Source organism: Burkholderia reimsis, from assembly GCF_003294055.1.
GTDB lineage: Bacteria > Pseudomonadota > Gammaproteobacteria > Burkholderiales > Burkholderiaceae > Burkholderia > Burkholderia cepacia.
On record NZ_QMFZ01000002.1, the window covers coordinates 17,395 to 36,577 of the forward strand.

Genomic DNA, 19,183 nt, shown 5'->3' on the forward strand with positions numbered 1-19,183 from the left:
GGCGCATTCCGGAAACACAGTTCACCCGGAATCGGCATTTATCCGGCCGGCATGGATTCCTAAACTTGCTTCGTCGGTTCGGTGAACCGCCACGCAACCGTCTGAGGAAATCATGAAATCGATCATCGCCGCCGTCGTCGTCGCCACCGCTGCCGCGACTGCCCTGCTCGCCGCTCCGGCCGTGTCGTACGCGCAGTCGTCGCACTCGACGCTCACGCGTGCGCAGGTACGCCAGGAACTGTTCGACCTCGAAGCCGTCGGCTACGACCCGGTCGCCAGCAACGGGGACAACTATCCGGGCGACATCGTCGCCGCGCAGGAGCGCCTGACTGCCAAGCGTCTCGCGGAGCGCAACAACGCCGCTGCCGCCTATGGGCCGGGCGGCACGCCGGGCACGGATTCGGGCGCACCGGCGGTCGCGGCGCCGCGGCCGTAACGCGCTGGCGGAAGCGTCGGCGAAGCGGGCCGTTCCGCGCCGCCGGCCGCACATCCGGCTAGAATACCGGCCTGCTGCGCGTCCTGCCGCGGCCGGAGGACATTCATCATGACCGCACGACGCGGTGCCGCGGTCGTCATTGCGCCCGGCCATGAGACAGCCAGCCTGTCGAAAGCCCAGAAGACGTTCAATACGCTCGTCCAGCAGATCGAAACACGGCGCGAACGCCTCGGCGCATGGGACGCCGTGACGCCGGCCTTCCACAAGAAATTCGTCGACGGGCTGCTGCCGCTCGAGCAGGCGGCGACGGCGTTGCGGATCAGCTTGCTCAACCGGTTCGACGACGCGTTCCTGCAAAAGGGCTTGAGCAAGGCGGAGCAGCGCACGCTGTCCGACGTGATCGCGAACATGGCGCGCGACCTGCTCGACGTCAGCGACGACGCGCAGTTGAAGATCCTCTACAACCGGCACCGCGCATCCGGCGACGACGACCGCACGGCAGCCGATCGCGCACGGCCGAAGCAGGCACCGGAACCGGCGCCCGCCCCCGCGCAGGAAGACGATCTCGACACGCTGTCGCCCGACGAACTCGCCGAGCGCATGCAAGCCGAGCTGGACGAACAGTTCAGGCGCGACATGGCCGAGCACGAGGCCCGCGAGGCGCAGCGCGCGAAACGCAAGAAGGCGCCCCGGCAATCGGCGGCGCAAGCGAGGCGCGAAGCCGAGCAGGCCGAATCGAGCAAGTCGATCCGCGACGTCTATCGCAAGCTCGCGAGCGTGCTGCATCCCGATCGCGAAACCGATCCGAAGGAACAGGAACGCAAGACCGTGCTGATGCAGCGGGTCAACCACGCGTATGCGAAAGGCAACCTGCTGCAACTGCTGGAACTGCAGCTGGAGATCGAGCAGATCGACCGGCGCGCGATCGACGGCCTCGGCGAAGACCGGCTGATGCGCTACAACGGCATCCTGGAGGAACAGCTGCGCGAGCTGGACCAGGAGATCCGGCACGTCGAGACCCACTTCCGCCGAACCTACGGCATCGCATCGTCCGTCAAGATCGCGCCCGATACGGTCATGCGGATACTGACGCGCGACATTGCCGGCATGCAGCGCAGCAACCAGGACCTGACCATCGCGGTGCGCGAATTCGACGACCCGGACAACGTCAGGGAATGGCTGAAGGACATGAAGCGCCGGCCGGCATCGTCCCGCTTCGACGACGATTCGTACTGAACGCGCACGCCCGGCGGCACGGCGACACGGCGGCGCGGCGCAGAGCAGCACACCGCGCCGCCGTCACCCGTTCACGCCCGGTGCCCCGAGATCGGCCCCGCTTCGCCGGTCAGGTTGAACACGCTGTCGATCCACGCGAGAAACGTCGAGAACGTGAAATCCGACCACTGCTGCGTGCGGAACGCCTTCATCACCGGCGTCTCGGCCGGGTCCTGCTGGTTCAGCAGGTTGTCGACGAAGGTGCCGATATCCGCGTCGGTGCCGTTCTCGTGGATCCCCGACCCGGTGAAGCTGACCGCCGTCACCTGATGGTTGGCGATGAAGTCGTTGCGCGCCCACGGCATGAAGTAGCCGAAGTTCGGCAACGGGTTCAGCGTCTGCTTCAGCCCGTCCAGCTCCTTCCCGAACATCGCGAGCGACAGCGCATCCTTCGTCGCGTCGTCCGGCGCAGCGATCACGGCCGGCACGAACGCGCGATAGTGATACGCGGCGATGATCTTGTCGCGCTGGTAGCTGGAAAAACCGAAGCGATCATGCGGAAAGGTCGCCGACAATGCCGCGTACGCGCTCCCCATGTTGCCGGGGTCGAACCGGCTGGTCAGCCGGCTGTTCACGGTGATCATCCCGTCGGGGCCTGTCATCCCCCACTCGGTGCGCACGCGGTCGTACAGGCCGACCGACGGATGTGTGGCCGCGTCCGCGTCGAACGGCGTGTTGAACACCGTGCCGGCGTCGTCGAGCAGCGAACTGTGCGCCTGCGGCTGCAGCGTGTTGCGCAGCGTCGCGTAGTTCGCGAGCGTGCCGTAGCCGCCCGCGCTCATCCCGTACACGAGCAGCCGGTTCGGCTTGCCGAAGCCGTGCGACGTCAGCCACTGCGCGACGGCCTGGATGTTCTTCAGCCCGCTGTAGTGCTGCAGGCGCCAGTCGCCGGACGGCGACGTGTAGTTGCGCACCGCGCTGCCCATGTGGATATCTCCGGTGCAATAGGGCACGAAAACCTGTGTCCATTGCTGCGTTTCGACCTTCGGCTCGCCGACGAGAATGTGCGCGAGATCCATGCGCGTCAGCAGCGGCGACAGGAACGACGACAGCAGGCTCTCGTTCGCGGTGCCGTTCATGTAGTTGTGCGGAATGCCGTCCGGATTGAAGCCGCCGAGGCCGGCCTCGGCACCGGTCGAGGTCTGCGTGCAGGTGCCGTAGTCCCAGCACGCGCCGCCCGGCTCCATCATGTACAGCAGGTTGTCCGACTGCGCGCGATTGATGTAGAAACGCATCGGCGTGCCGTTGCCGCACGATGCACCGGTGCTCTCGGGCAACGTCACTTCGTACCACGAATAATAAGGAACCGACGGATCCGGCATCGTCGTATCGGCCGCGTGACCGTTCAGTGCCGCGCAACCGAGCAGCGCGGCAACGGCCGCGCGCAGCAGGCATCGTGCTGTGGACATCTCCCCTCCTTGTCGATGGACATGACGCGGCCGCCGGGCGCCGCCCCGGCCGCGCGGATTCGGCGCTCAGTGCACGCCGGACGGTGAAGCGCCGTCGAACAGCTGGACGCGCAGCGCCTGCAGGCGTTGCGCGATGACGGCTTGCTGCTGGTCGGGATCGGGAATGCTCGCCTGAACCTGTCGGACGACGTCGCGGCTCTGCTGTTCGTACGAGAGATAGCGCGGGTCCTGCGCCGGCGACGGGCCGACCGTCCGCTGCGCATAGGTGTCCCATTGCGCGCGCATCGACCGGATCGCCGCGCCGCGCGTTGCCGGGTCGGCTTCGGTGTCGGTCAGCAGCGCCGCGCTCAGCGCTTCGGCCTGCACGGGCACGATCTCGTTGCGCGCGACGTGGTCGGGAAGTTCGTCGAGAATCCGGCGCGCGAGCGCGTCGCGCTCGGCTTGCGGCAGGCTGTTGCGGCGATCGCCGTAAGCGGCGACTTCGTCGCGGAAGCGCGCGAATGCAACGACGCGCTTCACTTCCGCGTCCGCATCGGGGCGCCCGGCAAGGCTGCGGCGCAGCGCGTCGACATCGAGCCGCCGCTCCTCGGGGCCCGGTGTCGCGGCGCCGGTGCCGGTACCGAACGTATCGGCCGCGCCGGACCGTGTGCCCGCCGTCGCGACCGGCGTGCCGGACGACGCGGCTTGCGCCGGTGTCGCCGCTTCGTATCGCCAGATCGCGACGACGGCCACGCCGATCGCCGCGATCGCGCCCGTGCGCCGCCAGAGTGCCCTGTTCTTCTTCACGTCGCCTCCTCGTCACGTCATGCCGTTCTTCGCCGGTGCATCCGCGAGTAGGTTCTAGGTCGAATCCGGCATGCAGTCAAAAGCGGCACTAGAACGCGGGCACTAAACCTGCGCGCAGCGGCGATGGCCGGCAAGACGTTTGAAACGCATTTCGTTGTCGCATCGGCACGCGCGTGATGTCGAGCGTCGTGCCCGTCCGGCGGTGGTTCGCGCCGGCACGCGCGATGTGCGCCGCGACACCAAGCAAGCAACGATCCATCTTCACGGGGCGCGACGCTCACGCGTGCGCGTGGCCGATACGGATGGCCGGATAAGACCCGTCGAACGACCCGCTGAGCGCTTGGTCGTCATTTTGGCCGGCCCTATGCTGGTTTCCGACACGCGTCGAACGGTCGGCGCGGCACATACCCCACCCAGCCGAGCCCGTTCCATGAGCCGTGCAGACCTTCCGCATCGCGCACCCGCCGCCGTCCACGACTATCCGACCTATCGCGACGCGCTCGCTGGCCGCCGCCTTCCCGCCGCATTCGTCGATCTCGACTGCCTCGACGCGAACCTCGCCGACCTGAAACGCCGGGCGCGCGGCGTGCCGATCCGGCTCGCGACGAAATCGGTACGCTCGCGCGAACTGATCGGTGCGGTGCTCGCCGCCGGCCCGTTCATGCAGGGGCTGCTGTGCTATTCAGCCGCGGAAGCCGCGTGGCTTGCGGACGGCGGGTTCGACGACATCGTCGTCGCCTATCCGACCGTCGAGGCCGACGACCTTCGCGCGGTGGCCGCGCAGCTCAGGCGGGGCCGCTCGATCACGCTGATGGTCGACGCTGCCGCCCAGGTCGACGCGATCGACCGCCTCGCACGCGCGGAAAGCGTGACGCTCCCGCTCGCGATCGATCTCGACATGTCGTCCGCGTATCCGGGCCTGTATTTCGGCATGTACCGCTCGCCGGTGCGCGACGTGGCCGGCGCACTCGCCCTCGCGAACCACATCGGCGAGCGGCAGTACGTGCGGCTCGACGGGCTGATGGGTTACGAAGGACAGATCGCCGGCGTGGCCGACACGGAGCCGGGCAACGGCGCGCGCAACGCGCTGGTACGCCACCTGAAGCGCCGCTCGGCGCGCGAGATCAACGCGCGCCGCCACGCGGCCGTGCAGGCGCTCGCGGCGGCGGGCTACACGTTGCGCTTCGTGAACGGCGGCGGCACCGGCAGCTTCGAAAGCACGCTGGGCGACGCGTCGGTCACCGAGCTCGCGGCCGGCTCCGGCCTCTACGCGCCGGCGCTGTTCGATCACTATGCGGCGTTTCATGCGCAACCCGCCGCCGGCTTCGCGCTGCCGGTCGTGCGGATTCCGCAGCCGGGCATCGTCACCTGCTCGGGCGGCGGTTATATCGCATCGGGCCCGGCCGGCAAGAGCCGGCTGCCCCGCCCGTGGCTGCCTGCCGGCTGCACGCTGATCGACAACGAAGGCGCGGGCGAGGTGCAGACGCCCGTGCGCGTGCCGCGCGACGTCGCACCGGCGATCGGCGATCCGATCCTGTTCCGCCACGCGAAGGCCGGCGAACTGTGCGAACGCTTCAACACGCTGCTGCTGATCCGCGGCGGCCGCGTGGTCGGCGAGGCGCCCACCTATCGCGGCGAAGGCAAGAGCTTTTTCTAGCGGGCCGCGCGGCCCGTCGTTCAACCGTTCAACTCATTCGATCGACAACCACGGAGACAATACCATGTGGCGTAACTGGTCGGGATATGTCTGCAGTCCTGATGCAACCGTGTCGACGCCCGCGTCGCACGCCGCGCTCGCGGCGGTGCTGCGCGACGCGGCGGCAACTGGCGCCACCGTGCGCGCGGCCGGCGCCGGGCACTCGTTCTCGCCGCTCGTGCAGACCGACGACGTGATCCTGTCGCTCGACGCGATGCAGGGCGTGATCGACGTCGACCGCGACCGGCGCGTCGCGCGCGTGCATGCCGGCACGCGGCTGTGGGCGCTGGGCCCGGCGCTCGCCGCGCACGGCCTCGCGATGGAGAACCTCGGCGACATCAACGTGCAGTCGATCGCCGGCGCGACCAGCACCGGCACGCACGGCACCGGCATCACGCTCGGCAACCTGGCGACGCAGATCGACAGCCTGACCTTCATGTGCGCGGACGGCAGCGAGATTCGCGCGAGCGCCGACACGCATCCCGAGCTGTTCGCCGGCGGCCGGATCGGGCTCGGCGCGCTCGGCGTGCTGACCGAGATCGGCCTGCGCCTCGTGCCCGCGTTCAAGCTGCGCCTCGAGCGCGGCGGCATGCGGCTCGACGACTGCCTCGCGCAGGCGCACGCGCTGATCGCGAAGCATCGCTCGTTCGAGTTCTACTGGTTCCCGCACACGGACACCGTGCTGACCAAGGCGTGGGACATGACCGACGAGCCGGCCGACGCGGTGCACCGGGCCAGCCGCGCGTCCGAGTCGTTCCTCGAGAACACGGTGTTCGGCGCGCTGTGCGGGCTCGGCCGGCGCGTGCCGTCGCTGTGCCCGGCGCTGAGCCGGCTGTGCGCATCGACCGTGTCGGCCGGCCGGCACGTGGATGCGAGCTACGCGATGCTGTCGACGGTGCGCCGCGTGCGCTTCAACGAAATGGAATGGTCGGTGCCGGCCGACCGCGGCGCCGACGCGCTACGCGAAATCCGCGCATTCATCGCGCGCCGCAGCTTCCCGCTGATGTTCCCGATCGAATACCGCTGGGTGCGCGGCGACGACATCTGGCTGAGCCCCGACTACGGACGCGACAGCGTACGCATCTCGGCGCACCAGTATCGCGGGATGCCGTTCGACGCGTATTTCTCGGGCGTACAGGCCATCTGCCGCAATCACGGCGGGCGGCCGCACTGGGGCAAGGTGCATGCGATGAAGGCCGCCGAGCTGGCGGCGTGCTACCCGCACTGGGACGATTTCCTCGCGCTGCGCGAGCGGATGGACCCGCACGGCCGCTTCCTGACGCCGTACCTGCGTTCGCTGTTCGGCCTGCCGCAAAGCGCAGGCGCAAACGCAAACGCAAGCGCCACCGCTCGCGCCACGCCGGCCCGCCGCGGGACACACCCGATGCACGAAACGGCCGGCGTCGCGCAAGATCGGCCGCGATCCAGCCAGGAGGCCTCATGAGCACCGCCACGCTGCACGCGGCCGCGCAATCGCGTCCCGATCCGTCGACCGGCGCCGTCGTCCGCCTTGCGCTCGCGTTCGCGGCCGCCACCAACGGCCTGATCCTGTCGCCGTTCCTCGTCGCGGCGGTGATGACGCGCTTCCGGCTCGACGAAGGCACCGCGACCGCGCTCGTCAGCGCCGAAATCCTCGGCATCGCGATCAGTTGCGCGCTGCTGTCGCACCGGATCGCGCGCGCCGCGCGGCCGTTCACGCTGGCCGGCCTGGTCGGCGCGATCGCCGGCCAGGCCCTCAGCGCGGTCGCGCCCGGCATCGTGTCGGCGGCGCTCGCACGCGGGATGACGGGGCTGTTCGAGGGGATGCTGTTCGTCGTCGTCGCGTCCGGCGTGTCGCAACGCGCATCGACCGACCGCCTGTGGGGGCAAATCAACCTGCTCGCGGGCATCGTCAACGGCGGCATCCTCGTGCTGATCTCCGCGCTGCCGGCCGCGTGGCTCGGGCGCTTGGTGTTCGCGCTGCTGGCCGCCGTCGTCGCCGTGCTGGCGCCCGCGATCCGCGGCATCGACGCGTTCGCGAGCGCGCCCGCGCAGGCCCGCTTGCGCGCCGGCACGCTGCCGTGGCGGCCGGTGCTCGCGATCTGGGTCGTGACGGCGCTCGTCTATGGCGTGCAGGCGTCGCAATGGGCGATCGCCGGTTTCGTCGGCGAGCGTGCCGGGCTGTCGGCCACGACGATCGGCGTGCTGCTGTCGGTATCGTCCCTGCTCGGCTTCGTCGGCGCGGCGATTCCGTCGCATCCGGCCAGCCACCGGCACCGCCTCGCGCTGATCTGGGCCGCGCAGCTCGCGATGATCGCGTCGATCGAATGGTTCTTCGGCGCGCGCGGCGGCAGCGCGTACTTCCTGAGCCAGTTCGTGCTGAACAGTGCGTTCTTCGTGATCGTGCCGTTCCTCACCGGCATGCTGTCCGACGTCGACCCAGACGGCTCGCTGGTCGCGCGCACGCTCGTCATCACGTTCTTCGCGGCCGGCATCGGCACCGCGCTGTCGGGCGCGCTGCTCGGCCGCTTCGGCGGCACGCGCGTCGCCCACGTGCTGTGCGTGGCCGTGCTGGCCGCCGCCCCGTTCGTGCGGCTGGCACTGCGCCGCGCGGCACCCGCTGCCGTGGCCGGCGCGGCGCCCTGACCGCAGTGCGCAATGCCGTGGCCGCGACGCACCACGAGAATGGCCGCCGCGGCCTTGGCCCGTGCAAATTTGGCTTTCTACAGTCGTTCCCGACGGCGCGAGCCGTCCATCCCCAGCTCGATGTGGAGTCCAGAAGAATGAATCGTCACGATAGCGTTCGCGCCGCGTGCTGCGCGATGATGGTCCTGGCCGGTACCGGTGCGCACGCGCAAGGCAACGTGACGCTGTACGGCGTGATCGATGCCGGTATCCGCTACGAAACGCACGGCGTGTCCTACGGCGCCGACGGCACACCGGTGTCGACGGGCCGCAAGATCTCGATGGCCGACGGTAGCGGCCTGACGGAAAGCTACTGGGGCCTCAAGGGCAACGAGGATCTGGGCGGCGGGTTGTCCGCGCAGTTCAACGTCGAAAGCCACTTCGGCCCCAACAGCGGCGCCATCGTGCCGGCCGGCTCGCCGAATTTCTTCCAGGTCGCGTACGTGGGGCTGACGTCCACTACGCTCGGCCAGCTCTCGCTCGGGCGCCAGTACAACGTGCCGTTCGAGATGGTGTCGCTGACCTTCGGCTCGAACCTGTGGGCCGGCCCGCAGGACCCGTACTTCAACCTGTTCAAGCCGGAGCAGACGATGCTCGCGGGCGCGCGCACCAGCAACATGATCCAGTACGGCGCGCAGCTCGGCAGCTTCTACCTGCTCGCGCAATATGCGCCGGGCGGCCACGCGGGCGGCGGCGTGCGCGGCGGCCAGCTCGGCGCGGCCGCCGCGTATGCGCCGGACAAGGGGCCGTTCACGGTCGGCGCATCGTTCATGCGCAGCTGGGACGACGTCACGCACGGGAAATTCGACATCTACACGGGCGGCGGCTCGGTGACGATCGGCAACGCGACCGTCAACGCCGGCTACATCGAGAACGCACGCGACAACGACTTCACGTCGTTCGAGAACGGCCCGTTCAGCCCGACCGATCTGGCGGGGCTCGGGATCATCTCGCCCGCGCAGGTGGTCGACCCGACCGTGCCCGGCGGGTTCCGCCGCCGCAAGATGGCGCTCGCGGGGCTGACCTACCGCTTCACGTCGGCGTTCACGGCGGCCGTCAACGCGTGGTGGACGCAGCAGTCCGGCTATACGGCGGATTTCGACGGCCGTGCGCGCCAGTTCCAGGTGATCGCCGGCTACAGCCTGTCGAAGCGCAGCATGCTCTATGCGGAAGTCGACTACGCGATCTACCGCGGCGGGCTGGCCGGCGCGCAGCTGGTCGGCGTGAACGGGCAGGCGCCGAGCACCGGCACCACGCAGCTCGGTGCGACGGTCGGCCTGCGTCACTACTTCTGACGCGGGGCCGCGCGGGATGTGGGCGATCGCGGCCGGGGCGGCGCCGGGTCTCCGGCCGGGCGGGACGAGTACAATCCATGGAAAAAAATACGGAGCATCCATGGACGATACCGACCGTTATACGACGGCGAATCTGCCGGTCCATCTGTTGCGGTGCCTCGCGGAGACAAGCAAGGAACTGGGCATCGACCCCACGCGGCTGTGCCTCGGGCTCGGCTTCGACGTCGCCGACCTGTCGAATCCGTCGTGCCGGATTTCATTGCGCCAGGCGAGCACGATGATCCGCCGCGCGCTCGAGATGGCGCCGGGGCGGGCGCTCGGCCTCGAACTCGGCACGAGCGAGACGATCGCGTCGATCGGGCTGGTCGGCTATGCGATGCTGACGAGCCCGACGCTGAAGGACGCGATCGTGACCGGTATCGGGCTGCAGCGCCACACGGGGCCGCTAATGCGCTTCGACGTGATGTCGGATGCGCGCACGCTGTCGGTTCGCGCGACCAACGTCTTCCTCGAGCCCGACATCGAGGCGTTCCTCGTCGAGGAGGCGTTCGGCAGCTTCATGAAGATCGGGCGCTCGCTCGTCGGCCCCGCGTTCCAGCCGAAGGTCGTCGATCTCAGCTACCCGCCACCGGCCTATGCGGAGCAATACGCCCGCGTGTTCCCGTGCCCGGTGCGGTTCGAACAGGAGCAGAACCTGTTTTCGTGCGACGCCGCGCTCGGCAACCGCCCGATCGCGACCCACGATCCGCTCGCGCATCGCCAGGTGCTCGAATTCCTGCAGGACGCGCTGCCGCCCGAACCCGAAGGCACCGAATTTCTCGAATCGATCGAACGGATCATGCGGCGCGACCTGCGGCATGCGCCGTCGCTCGCCGAGATCGCCGCGCAGTTGTGCATGAGCGAGCGCACGCTGCGGCGGCGGCTCGCCGACCAGGGCGTGTCGTACCAGACGGTGATCGACACGATCCGCCGCAAGCGCGCGTTCACGCTGCTGAGCAATCCGCGGCTGTCGATCGAGGACGTCGCGCACGAAGTCGGGTTCAGCGACGCGCACAACTTCCGGCGCGCGTTCAAGCGGTGGACGGGGCACGGGCCGAGAGAGGGGCAGCGGGCGGCGGTGTAGCGGCGCGGCCTGCCGGCACGACGCGATGACCGTTCGCGTGCAGCGTGCGACTACGCGTCCACTGCCCCCTGCTGCAACAACACCGCGTCGCGCTTCTCCAGCAGATGCCGCCGCAGGATCGCCGCGAGCGCCTTGCCGTCGCGCGCCTCCAGCGCCTTGATCATCTCCTCGTGATCATGCACCGCGCGATCCCACTTCTCGACGTGCTGGTTCGAGCGGAACCGCATCGACATGATCCGCCGGTTGATCGACTGGTACGTGGCGCGCAGCGCCGAGTTGCGCGCGGCCTCGTTGATGCGGTCGTGGATTTCCTGGTTGCGGCTGTAGTAGCCGGGCAGGTCGTTCTGCAGCCGGCACGCGAGCATCGAGTAATGCAGCGCCTTGATCTCCGCGAGCTCCGCGTGCGTGATGCGTTCGCAGGCCAGCTCGCCTGAAAACGCCTCCAGCCCCGACATCAGCTCGAACGTCTCGCGGATCTCCGATTCGCTCATCCGGTACACGCTCGCGCCGCGATTCGGCGACAGCACCAGCAGCCCCTCGGCCGCCAGCACCTTGAACGCCTCGCGCAGCGGCGTGCGCGAGATGCCGAGCGTCTCGCACAGCTCGCGCTCGTTCAGCCGCATGCCCGGCGTGAGCACGCCTTCGACGATGAATTTGCGCAGGTGCTCGACGACCGTGTCGTGCAGCCGCTGCCGCTCCAGTTTCGGCAGTGCCGGCGCGCCGCCGGCCTGCTCCAGATCATTCAAATCTTGCATGCAAAATCCTTCCTTCTTGCTTCACGCGATTCTACTTCAACTCGCCCGACCCGAATATCTCCCCGCCAACGCCGGGTAAACACCGGCATTTTCGGTGAAATCAGTACTTGGGTTTGCCGCGATCGCTCTGCTAAAGTATTTTGCATGCAAAATTCAAAATGCAACCAAGGAGACAGAACGACCATGCTGCAACTCGACTTTCATCCGTCCGGCCGCCATTTTCTGCAGATTCCGGGGCCGAGCCCGGTGCCCGACCGCATCCTGCGGGCGATGAGCTATCCGACCATCGACCACCGTGGCCCCGAATTCGGCGCGCTCGGCCTCAAGGTGCTCGCCGGCATCAGGAAGATCTTCAAGACCACGCAGCCCGTGATCATCTATCCGGCGTCGGGTACCGGTGCATGGGAGGCCGCGCTGACCAACACGCTGAGCGCCGGCGACACCGTGCTGATGTACGAGACCGGCCACTTCGCGACGCTGTGGAAGAAGATGGCCGACGCGCTCGGCCTGAAGCCCGAATTCCTCGGGCTGCCGGGCATCGAAGGCTGGCGCCGCGGCGTGCAGCCCGACATGATCGAAGCGCGCCTGCGCGCCGATACCGCGCACGACATCAAGGCGGTATGCGTGGTGCACAACGAAACCTCCACCGGCGTCACCTCCGACATCGCGGCCGTGCGCCGCGCGATCGACGCGGCCGGCCACCCGGCGCTGCTGATGGTCGACACGATCTCGGGGCTCGCGTCCGCCGACTACCGCCATGACGAATGGGGCGTCGACGTGACGGTGTCGGGTTCGCAGAAAGGGCTGATGCTGCCGCCCGGCATCAGCTTCAACGCGGTGTCGCCGAAGGCGCTCGCGGCGAGCGGGCACGCGACGCTGCCGCGCGCGTTCTGGGGCTGGCACGAGATCATCGAGGCGAACAGGAACGGCTACTGGCCGTACACGCCGAACACCAACCTGCTGTACGGGCTCGCCGAAGCGCTCGACATGATCCTCGGCGAAGGGCTCGACGCGGTGTTCGCGCGCCACCAGCGGCTCGCGGAAGCCACGCGCCGCGCGGTGCGCGCGTGGGGCCTCGAGATCCAGTGCGCGGACCCGGCCGTCTACAGCCCCGTGCTGACCGGCGTGATGATGCCCGACGGCGTCGACGCTGACGCCGTGCGCAAGCTGATCTACGAACGCTTCGACATGTCGCTCGGGCAGGCGCTCGGCAAGATGCGCGGCAAGATGTTCCGCATCGGCCATCTCGGCGACTGCAACGACCTCACGCTGATGGCCACGCTCGCCGGCTGCGAGATGGGGCTGAAGCTCGCCGGCGTGCCGGTTGCCGCGAGCGGCGTCGTCGCGGCGATGGACACCCTCGCATCGAACACGCACGCCCCCGCGCTGCGCGCGGCGGCCTGAGCGCCGGCGGGCGGCGCGCACGTTTCCCGCACGCCGCCTGACGCGCCCTTTCCGCTTCACGGACGGCCGCGCTCGGTCATCGCGACACGCACCGGCCGCTGCCGGCGCCCGCCCCGCTTCATCGGCACGACCCGCCTCGATGCCGGCCTCGACGCCGGCACGGGCAGCCAGCCAGACAACATCCAGGAGACGAAACATGAAGCTGTTCCGAGCGACCGGCATCGTGCTGGTGATGCTGTGCGTGATGTACTTCATCACGTACCTCGATCGCGTGAACGTGAGCACGGCCGCTGCCGGGTTCGGCAAGGAATTCGGGCTGAACAGGACGGAGATCGGCCTCGTGTTCTCCGCGTTCGCGTATCCGTATCTCGTATTCCAGATCATCGGCGGCTGGGTCAGCGACCGCTTCGGCGCGCGCCGCACGCTGCTCGCCTGCGGGCTGCTGTGGGCCGTCGCGACGCTGCTCACCGGGATGGCCGGCGGCCTCGCGTCGCTGCTCGCCGCGCGCCTGCTGCTCGGGCTCGGCGAAGGCGCGACGTTCCCGGCGGCCACGTCGGCGATGTCGCGCTGGGTGCCGCGCGAGAAACGCGGCTTCGCGCAGGGCGTCACGCATGCGTTCTCGCGCGTCGGCAACGCGGTCGCGCCGGCCGCCGTCGTCGCGGTGATGGCCGTGTACGGGTGGCGCGAGTCGTTCTACATCTGCGGCGTGATCAGCATCGTGTGGGTCGCGGTGTGGGCGCTCGTCTATACCGAACACCCGAAGGACCACCCGCGCATCACGCAGGCCGAACTCGACGCGCTGCCGCAACCGAAGCCGAAACCCGCCGCCGTGCCCTGGGGCCCGTTGTTCCGCCGGATGATGCCCGTCACGATCGTGTACTTCTGCTACGGCTGGACGCTGTGGCTGTTCCTGAGCTGGATTCCGCAGTACTTCCTGCACAGCTACGACCTCGACCTGAAGAAATCGGCCGTGTTCGCGTCGGCGGTGTTCTTCGCGGGCGTGATCGGCGACACGCTCGGCGGGATCGTCACCGACCGCATCCTCGCGCGCACCGGCAGCCTCAAGCGCGCACGCAGCCGGATGGTGTCGATCTGCATGCTGCTCACGCTGCTGTCGCTGTTGCCGCTGCTGTTCACGCATCACCTGTACGTGTCGATGGCGTGCCTCGCGGCCGGCTTCTTCTTCGCCGAAATGACGATCGGCCCGATGTGGGCCGTGCCGATGGACATCGCGCCGGAATACTCGGGCACCGCGAGCGGGATGATGAATTCCGGGTCCGCGCTCGCGGCGATCCTGTCGCCCGTGATCTCCGGCTTCGTGATCGACCGCTTCGGCAGCTGGGAGCTGCCGTTCATCGGCAGCATGGTGCTGATGGGCGTGGGCGTGCTGCTCGCGTTCCGCATGCAGCCGGAAAGCCGCTTCGCCGACGCACCCGCCGAACAACCGGCCGCCAATCGCTCGCCGGCCTGATGCCAAAGGGGCGCTGCCGTTCGCGGCGCCCGCCTTTTCCCCGACTGCAACGATGACCCAGGCTACCCACGACCTCGCCGTCCGGCTCGCCGCCGGCTGGCAACACGGCATCGCGTTCGCCGCGCTGCCTTCAGCCCTCGTCCCCGCCGATGCCGACGCCGCCTATGCGGTGCAGGCGCAACTGCTCGCCGAGCGCCGCGCCGCGATCGGCGCGTGGAAGGTCGGTGCGAAACAGCCCGACGGGCCGATCCAGGGCGCGCCGCTGCCGGACGACTGCCGCCATGCGGGCGGCGTCACGCTGCCGCGCGGCGCGTTCCGGCCGCTCGGCCTCGAACTGGAGATCGCGTTTCGCTTCGGCCGCGACTTCGCGCCGCGTGCGCCCGCCTATGCCGACGATGAAGTGTTCGACGGTATCGCGCAGATGGGTGCCGCGATCGAGATCGTCGCGAGCCGCTTCCGCGAATGGCCGGACGTCGCGCCGGCCGCCCAGCTCGCCGACCTGCAGAACCACGGTGCGCTCGTGCTGGGCGAGATGACCGGTTATCGCGCCGATTTCCCGTTCGTCGCGCCGGCCCCGGCGTTCACGTTCGACGGGCACGACATCGCCGGCACCGCACCTGGCACCAACCCGGCCGGCGACCCGCGCCGCCTGCTGCCGTGGCTCGTGAATCACGCGTCGCGGCGCGGCATCGCGTTGCCGGCCGGCACCGTCGTCACGACCGGCTCGTACACGGGCATGCATTTTCCGCGGGCCGCGGGCACGGCCGTCGGCCGCATCGCGGGGCTGCCGCCCGTCAGCGTCACGCTCGCCTGATCCCTCGCCCGATCCTCGCCCGATCCGTTCCCACCCGATACCGACCGCCGCCATGACATCCGCCGTCTCGCCTTCGCTGGTTCGCCCCATCCATCTCGTGCCGTCGCAAGGCACCGCGCTGTCGCCGCTGTTCGAGCGGCTGCGCCGTGAAATGCGCGGCGACGTCTACGCCGACCGCGCGAGCCGCGGTCGTTATGCGACCGACGCGTCGATCTACCAGATCATGCCGCTCGGCGTGGTCGTGCCGCGCGACCAGGACGACCTGCGGATCGCGCTCGACATCGCGCGCGACCGCAAGATTCCCGTGCTCGCGCGCGGCGCCGGCACCAGCCAGTGCGGGCAGACGGTCGGCGAGGCGCTCGTCGTCGACAACAGCAAATGGCTGAACCGGATCGTCGCATTCGACGCGCAGGCGCGCACCGTCACCGTCGAGCCCGGCATCGTGCTCGATCACCTGAACGCGTGGCTGAAACCGCACGGGCTGTGGTTTCCGGTCGACGTGTCGACGGCCGCGCAATGCACGATCGGCGGGATGGCCGGCAACAACTCGTGCGGATCGCGCTCGATCGAGTACGGCAACATGGTGCACAACGTGCTCGCGATCGACGCGATCCTCGCCGACGGCAGCGAATGCCGGTTCGGTTCGCTCGCGCAGCCCGTCACCGATCGCCGCACGCTCGACCTGCTGCACGGCGTCGAACGCATCGCGAAGCGCGAGCGCGACGAGATCGTCGAGCGCGTGCCGAAGGTGCTGCGCCGCGTGGCCGGCTACAACCTCGACCTGTTCGACTGCCAGAACCCGCGCGCCTACACCGACGACGGCCATGCGAATCTCGCGCACCTGCTCGTCGGCTCGGAAGGCACGCTCGCCCATAGCCGGCAGATCACGCTGAAGCTCGCGCCGCTGCCCGCGCACAAGACGCTCGGCGTCGTGAACTTCCCTACCTTCTACCAGGCGATGGACACCGCGCAGCACATCGTGAAGCTGAAGCCGGTGGCCGTCGAGCTGGTCGATCGCACGATGATCGACCTGTCGATGGAGAACCCCGCGTTCCGGCCCGTGATCGAACGGGCGCTGGTCGGCCGGCCGCAGGCGATCCTGCTCGTCGAGTTCGCGGGCGAATCGCGCGACGCGCAACACGCGCAGCTCGACCGGCTCGCCGAACTGATGGCCGATCTCGGGCTGCCCGGCAGCGTCGTGAAGATGACCGATGCCGGCGCGCAGAAGGCGCTGTGGGAGGTGCGCAAGGCCGGGCTGAACATCATGATGAGCATGAAGGGCGACGGCAAGCCGGTGTCGTTCATCGAGGATTGCGCGGTGCCGCTCGAACACCTCGCCGAATACACGCGCCGCCTGACCGACGTGTTCCACAGGCACGAGACCGAAGGCACGTGGTACGCGCACGCGAGCGTCGGCACGCTGCACGTGCGGCCGATCCTCGACATGCGGCGCGACGGCGCGACGCGCATGCGCGAGATCGCCGAAGAAGCGGCGGCACTCGTGCGCGAGTACAAGGGCGCGTATTCGGGCGAACACGGCGACGGGCTGTGCCGCGGCGAATGGGTCGCGTGGCAGTACGGCCCGCGCCTGAATGCGGCGTTCGCGGAGATCAAGAAGCTGTTCGATCCCGACAACCGCTTCAACCCCGACAAGATCGTCAATCCGCCGAAGATGGATGCACGCGAGCATTTCCGTTTCGCGCCCGGCTATGCGGCGCTGCCGCTGCGGCCCGCGCTCGACTGGTCGGCATGGAACGTCACGCGCAATCCGCTGACCGGCGAAGAAACCGCCCCCGGCTCGGGCACCGACGTCACGCACGGGCTCGCGTCGGCCGTCGAGATGTGCAACAACAACGGCCACTGCCGCAAGTTCGACGCGGGCACGATGTGCCCGAGCTACCGCGTGACGCGCGACGAGCAGCACGTGACGCGCGGCCGCGCGAACACGCTGCGGCTCGCGGTGACGGGCCAGCTCGGCGCCGACGGCCTCGCCGGCGACGACGTGAAGGCCGCGCTCGACCTGTGCGTATCGTGCAAGGGCTGCAAACGCGATTGTCCGACGGGCGTCGACATGGCGCGCTTCAAGATCGAGGCGCGGCACGCGTGGAACTGCAAGCACGGCACGACGCTGCGCGAACGGCTCGTCGCGTATCTGCCGCGTTATGCGCCGTGGGCCGCGCGCCTGCGCGGCGCGATCGCGTTCGTCAATGGCGTGCCGGTCGTCGCGTCGTCGATCAAGCGATGGATCGGCCTCGCGCCGCAGCGTGCGCTGCCCGGGTTCGCGCGACCGTTTCTGGCGGATGTGGGTGCCGGTGCGGGTGCATCAACACCCACGCAAACCGGCTTGGCCACCCGCGAAGTGCTGCTGTTCGTCGATACGTTCAGCAACTACCAGGAGCCGGACAACGCGCGCGCCGCGCAAGCCGTGCTCGAAGCGGCCGGCTACACCGTGCATTTCAACGTGCGCGCAGGCGCGCGGCCACTGTGCTGCGGCCGCACGTTCCTCGCGGCCGGGCTCGTCGACGAAGCGAAGTCCGAAGCCAGGCGCACGCTCGATGCGCTGCGGCCGTACCTCGAACGCGGTATCGCGATCGTCGGGCTGGAGCCTTCGTGCCTGCTGTCGATGCGCGACGAGTTTCTTGCCTACGGTTATGGCGACGAAGCCACACGGCTCGCGAGCCACGCGTTCCTGTTCGAGGAGTTTCTCGTGCGCGAACACGAGGCCGGCCGGTTGTCGCTGCCGCTGCACGCGATCGATGCGAACGAAGCGCTCGTGCACGGCCACTGCCATCAGAAGGCGTTCGGCGCGTTCACACCGGTGCAGACGGTGCTGCGCTGGATTCCGGGGCTCAAGGTATCGCCGGTCGAATCGTCATGCTGCGGGATGGCCGGCAGCTTCGGCTATGAAGCCGAGCATTACGCCGCATCGCAGGCGATGGCCGAGCTGTCGCTGCTGCCGGCCGTGCGTACGCGGGCCGAAGGCGCGATCGTCGTCGCGGACGGCACGAGTTGCCGGCATCAGATTCAGGACGGCGCGCAAGCGCAGGCCGTGCATGTGGCGAAGGTGCTGGCGCGGGCATTGCGAAGCTGACCGCCGCCGCGCGCGCCTCACCTCGGTTCGCCGATCCCGCCCATCAGCGTCACCAGTTGCTCGCGCAGCCACCGGCTGCCCTGATCCTGATCCGCGCTGCGATGCCAGTAGCAGAAGTATTCGAGCGCCGGCATCTCGAACGGCAGTTCGAGAATCCGCGCCGGATAACGCTGCAGCAGCCGCAGCGGTGCCGTCAGCGCCAGGTCGCCGCGCATCGCGATCAGCGGCGCGACCATGTAGTGCTGCACGCGCATCTGGATGGTGCGGCGCAACCCGAGGCGCGTCAGCTCCGCGTCGACGTGCCCGCTGCCCTTGCGGCGGCTCGACACGTGGATGTGCCCCATCGACAGGTAGTCGTCCATGGTGAGCGTGTCGCCCTTGAACGGGTGATCGTCGCGGATCATGCACGCATAACGATCGCGCACGAGCAGCGCCTGATGCAGGTGCGGATCGCCGATCAGCGGCGCGTCGATCGCGATGTCGACGGAGCCGTTCGCGAGCGCGGTCGCGACTTCGCGGCGGTCCATCGTGTAGCTGCGCACGTGCATGCCGGGCGCATGCTTCTGCAGCAGTTCGCCGAGCGCGGGCAGCAGCAGCGCTTCGGTCAGGTCGCTCATGCTCATCCGGAACACGCGCGTCGACGACGCCGGATCGAACACGTCGCCTTCGTGCGCGCTCGAATCGAGCAGCTGCATCGCCTCGCGCACACGGCCGACAATGTTCTCGGCCAGCGGCGTCGGCATCATCCCGGCCGGCGTGCTGACGAACAGCGGATCGTTCAGGGTCTTGCGCAGCCGCGCCAGCGCGTTGCTGACGGCCGGCTGCGTGAGATTCAGCACCTCGGCCGCGCGCGTCAGGTTGCGCTTCGTGTAGATCGCGTCGAATACGACGAACAGGTTCAGGTCAATCTTCGAAAGGCGCATCGCCGGATCTCCTTGCCGGCATCTTACGGCGTGCGCCACCC

Annotated in this window: 15 protein-coding genes; 11 read left to right on the top strand and 4 right to left on the bottom strand. The window is 68.9% G+C overall.

Features of this window, described 5'->3' with window-relative positions:
- Positions 1–112 precede the first annotated feature (112 nt).
- Positions 113–436 carry a DUF4148 domain-containing protein gene (locus tag DPV79_RS02915; protein WP_113044742.1) on the top strand — a complete coding sequence of 108 codons (324 nt, stop codon included), beginning with the start codon at positions 113–115 and terminating at the stop codon, positions 434–436.
- A gap of 108 nt (positions 437–544) precedes the next feature.
- Positions 545–1,672: a J domain-containing protein gene (locus DPV79_RS02920; RefSeq protein WP_113044743.1), complete on the top strand. Its 1,128-nt coding sequence runs from the start codon at positions 545–547 to the stop codon at positions 1,670–1,672.
- A 71-nt stretch (positions 1,673–1,743) separates the two neighbouring features.
- Here DPV79_RS02920 and DPV79_RS02925 read toward each other — a convergent pair whose 3' ends face one another.
- Together DPV79_RS02925 and plcR are read right to left on the bottom strand one after the other, a co-directional pair.
- The gene (locus DPV79_RS02925) at positions 1,744–3,120 is read right to left on the bottom strand and encodes a pectin acetylesterase-family hydrolase (RefSeq protein WP_027790043.1); all 1,377 of its coding nucleotides are present in this window, start codon (positions 3,118–3,120) and stop codon (positions 1,744–1,746) included.
- A 66-nt stretch (positions 3,121–3,186) separates the two neighbouring features.
- Positions 3,187–3,906: a phospholipase C accessory protein PlcR gene (gene plcR / locus DPV79_RS02930; RefSeq protein WP_060068241.1), complete on the bottom strand. Its 720-nt coding sequence runs from the start codon at positions 3,904–3,906 to the stop codon at positions 3,187–3,189.
- 430 nt (positions 3,907–4,336) lie between these two features.
- Here plcR and DPV79_RS02935 point away from each other — a divergent pair, with 430 nt between their 5' ends.
- From DPV79_RS02935 to DPV79_RS02955, 5 genes are all read left to right on the top strand, one after another.
- Entirely contained in the window at positions 4,337–5,563 is a 1,227-nt protein-coding gene (locus DPV79_RS02935) for an amino acid deaminase/aldolase (protein ID WP_113044744.1), read from the top strand.
- 64 nt (positions 5,564–5,627) lie between these two features.
- Positions 5,628–7,046: a D-arabinono-1,4-lactone oxidase gene (locus tag DPV79_RS02940; protein WP_113044745.1), complete on the top strand. Its 1,419-nt coding sequence runs from the start codon at positions 5,628–5,630 to the stop codon at positions 7,044–7,046.
- Positions 7,043–8,227: an MFS transporter gene (locus DPV79_RS02945; protein ID WP_113044746.1), complete on the top strand. Its 1,185-nt coding sequence runs from the start codon at positions 7,043–7,045 to the stop codon at positions 8,225–8,227. The genes DPV79_RS02940 and DPV79_RS02945 overlap by 4 nt, the downstream gene beginning before the upstream one ends.
- Positions 8,228–8,364: 137 nt before the next feature.
- Positions 8,365–9,561 carry a porin gene (locus tag DPV79_RS02950; RefSeq protein ID WP_113044747.1) on the top strand — a complete coding sequence of 399 codons (1,197 nt, stop codon included), beginning with the start codon at positions 8,365–8,367 and terminating at the stop codon, positions 9,559–9,561.
- Positions 9,562–9,661: 100 nt separating this feature from the next.
- Complete coding sequence (locus DPV79_RS02955) at positions 9,662–10,684, top strand: AraC family transcriptional regulator (protein ID WP_048021314.1); 1,023 nt, start codon at positions 9,662–9,664, stop codon at positions 10,682–10,684.
- 50 nt (positions 10,685–10,734) lie between these two features.
- On the opposite strand, the gene DPV79_RS02960 is transcribed toward DPV79_RS02955, so the two are convergent.
- The gene (locus DPV79_RS02960) at positions 10,735–11,439 is read right to left on the bottom strand and encodes a GntR family transcriptional regulator (RefSeq protein ID WP_048021312.1); all 705 of its coding nucleotides are present in this window, start codon (positions 11,437–11,439) and stop codon (positions 10,735–10,737) included.
- 183 nt (positions 11,440–11,622) lie between these two features.
- On the opposite strand from DPV79_RS02960, the gene DPV79_RS02965 reads away from it, so the two are divergent.
- From DPV79_RS02965 to DPV79_RS02980, 4 genes are all read left to right on the top strand, one after another.
- A complete protein-coding gene (locus DPV79_RS02965; RefSeq protein WP_059489639.1) occupies positions 11,623–12,843 on the top strand; it encodes a pyridoxal-phosphate-dependent aminotransferase family protein in 1,221 nt (406 codons plus the stop codon).
- A gap of 196 nt (positions 12,844–13,039) precedes the next feature.
- Entirely contained in the window at positions 13,040–14,314 is a 1,275-nt protein-coding gene (locus tag DPV79_RS02970) for an MFS transporter (RefSeq protein ID WP_060068236.1), read from the top strand.
- Between the two features lie 52 nt (positions 14,315–14,366).
- Positions 14,367–15,128 carry a 2-keto-4-pentenoate hydratase gene (locus DPV79_RS02975; protein ID WP_113044748.1) on the top strand — a complete coding sequence of 254 codons (762 nt, stop codon included), beginning with the start codon at positions 14,367–14,369 and terminating at the stop codon, positions 15,126–15,128.
- Between the two features lie 52 nt (positions 15,129–15,180).
- Complete coding sequence (locus tag DPV79_RS02980) at positions 15,181–18,219, top strand: FAD-binding and (Fe-S)-binding domain-containing protein (protein WP_113044749.1); 3,039 nt, start codon at positions 15,181–15,183, stop codon at positions 18,217–18,219.
- A 17-nt stretch (positions 18,220–18,236) separates the two neighbouring features.
- On the opposite strand, the gene DPV79_RS02985 is transcribed toward DPV79_RS02980, so the two are convergent.
- Positions 18,237–19,142, bottom strand: coding sequence for a LysR family transcriptional regulator (locus DPV79_RS02985; protein WP_027790054.1), 906 nt, complete (start codon positions 19,140–19,142; stop codon positions 18,237–18,239).
- Between the last annotated feature and the right edge of the window lie 41 nt (positions 19,143–19,183).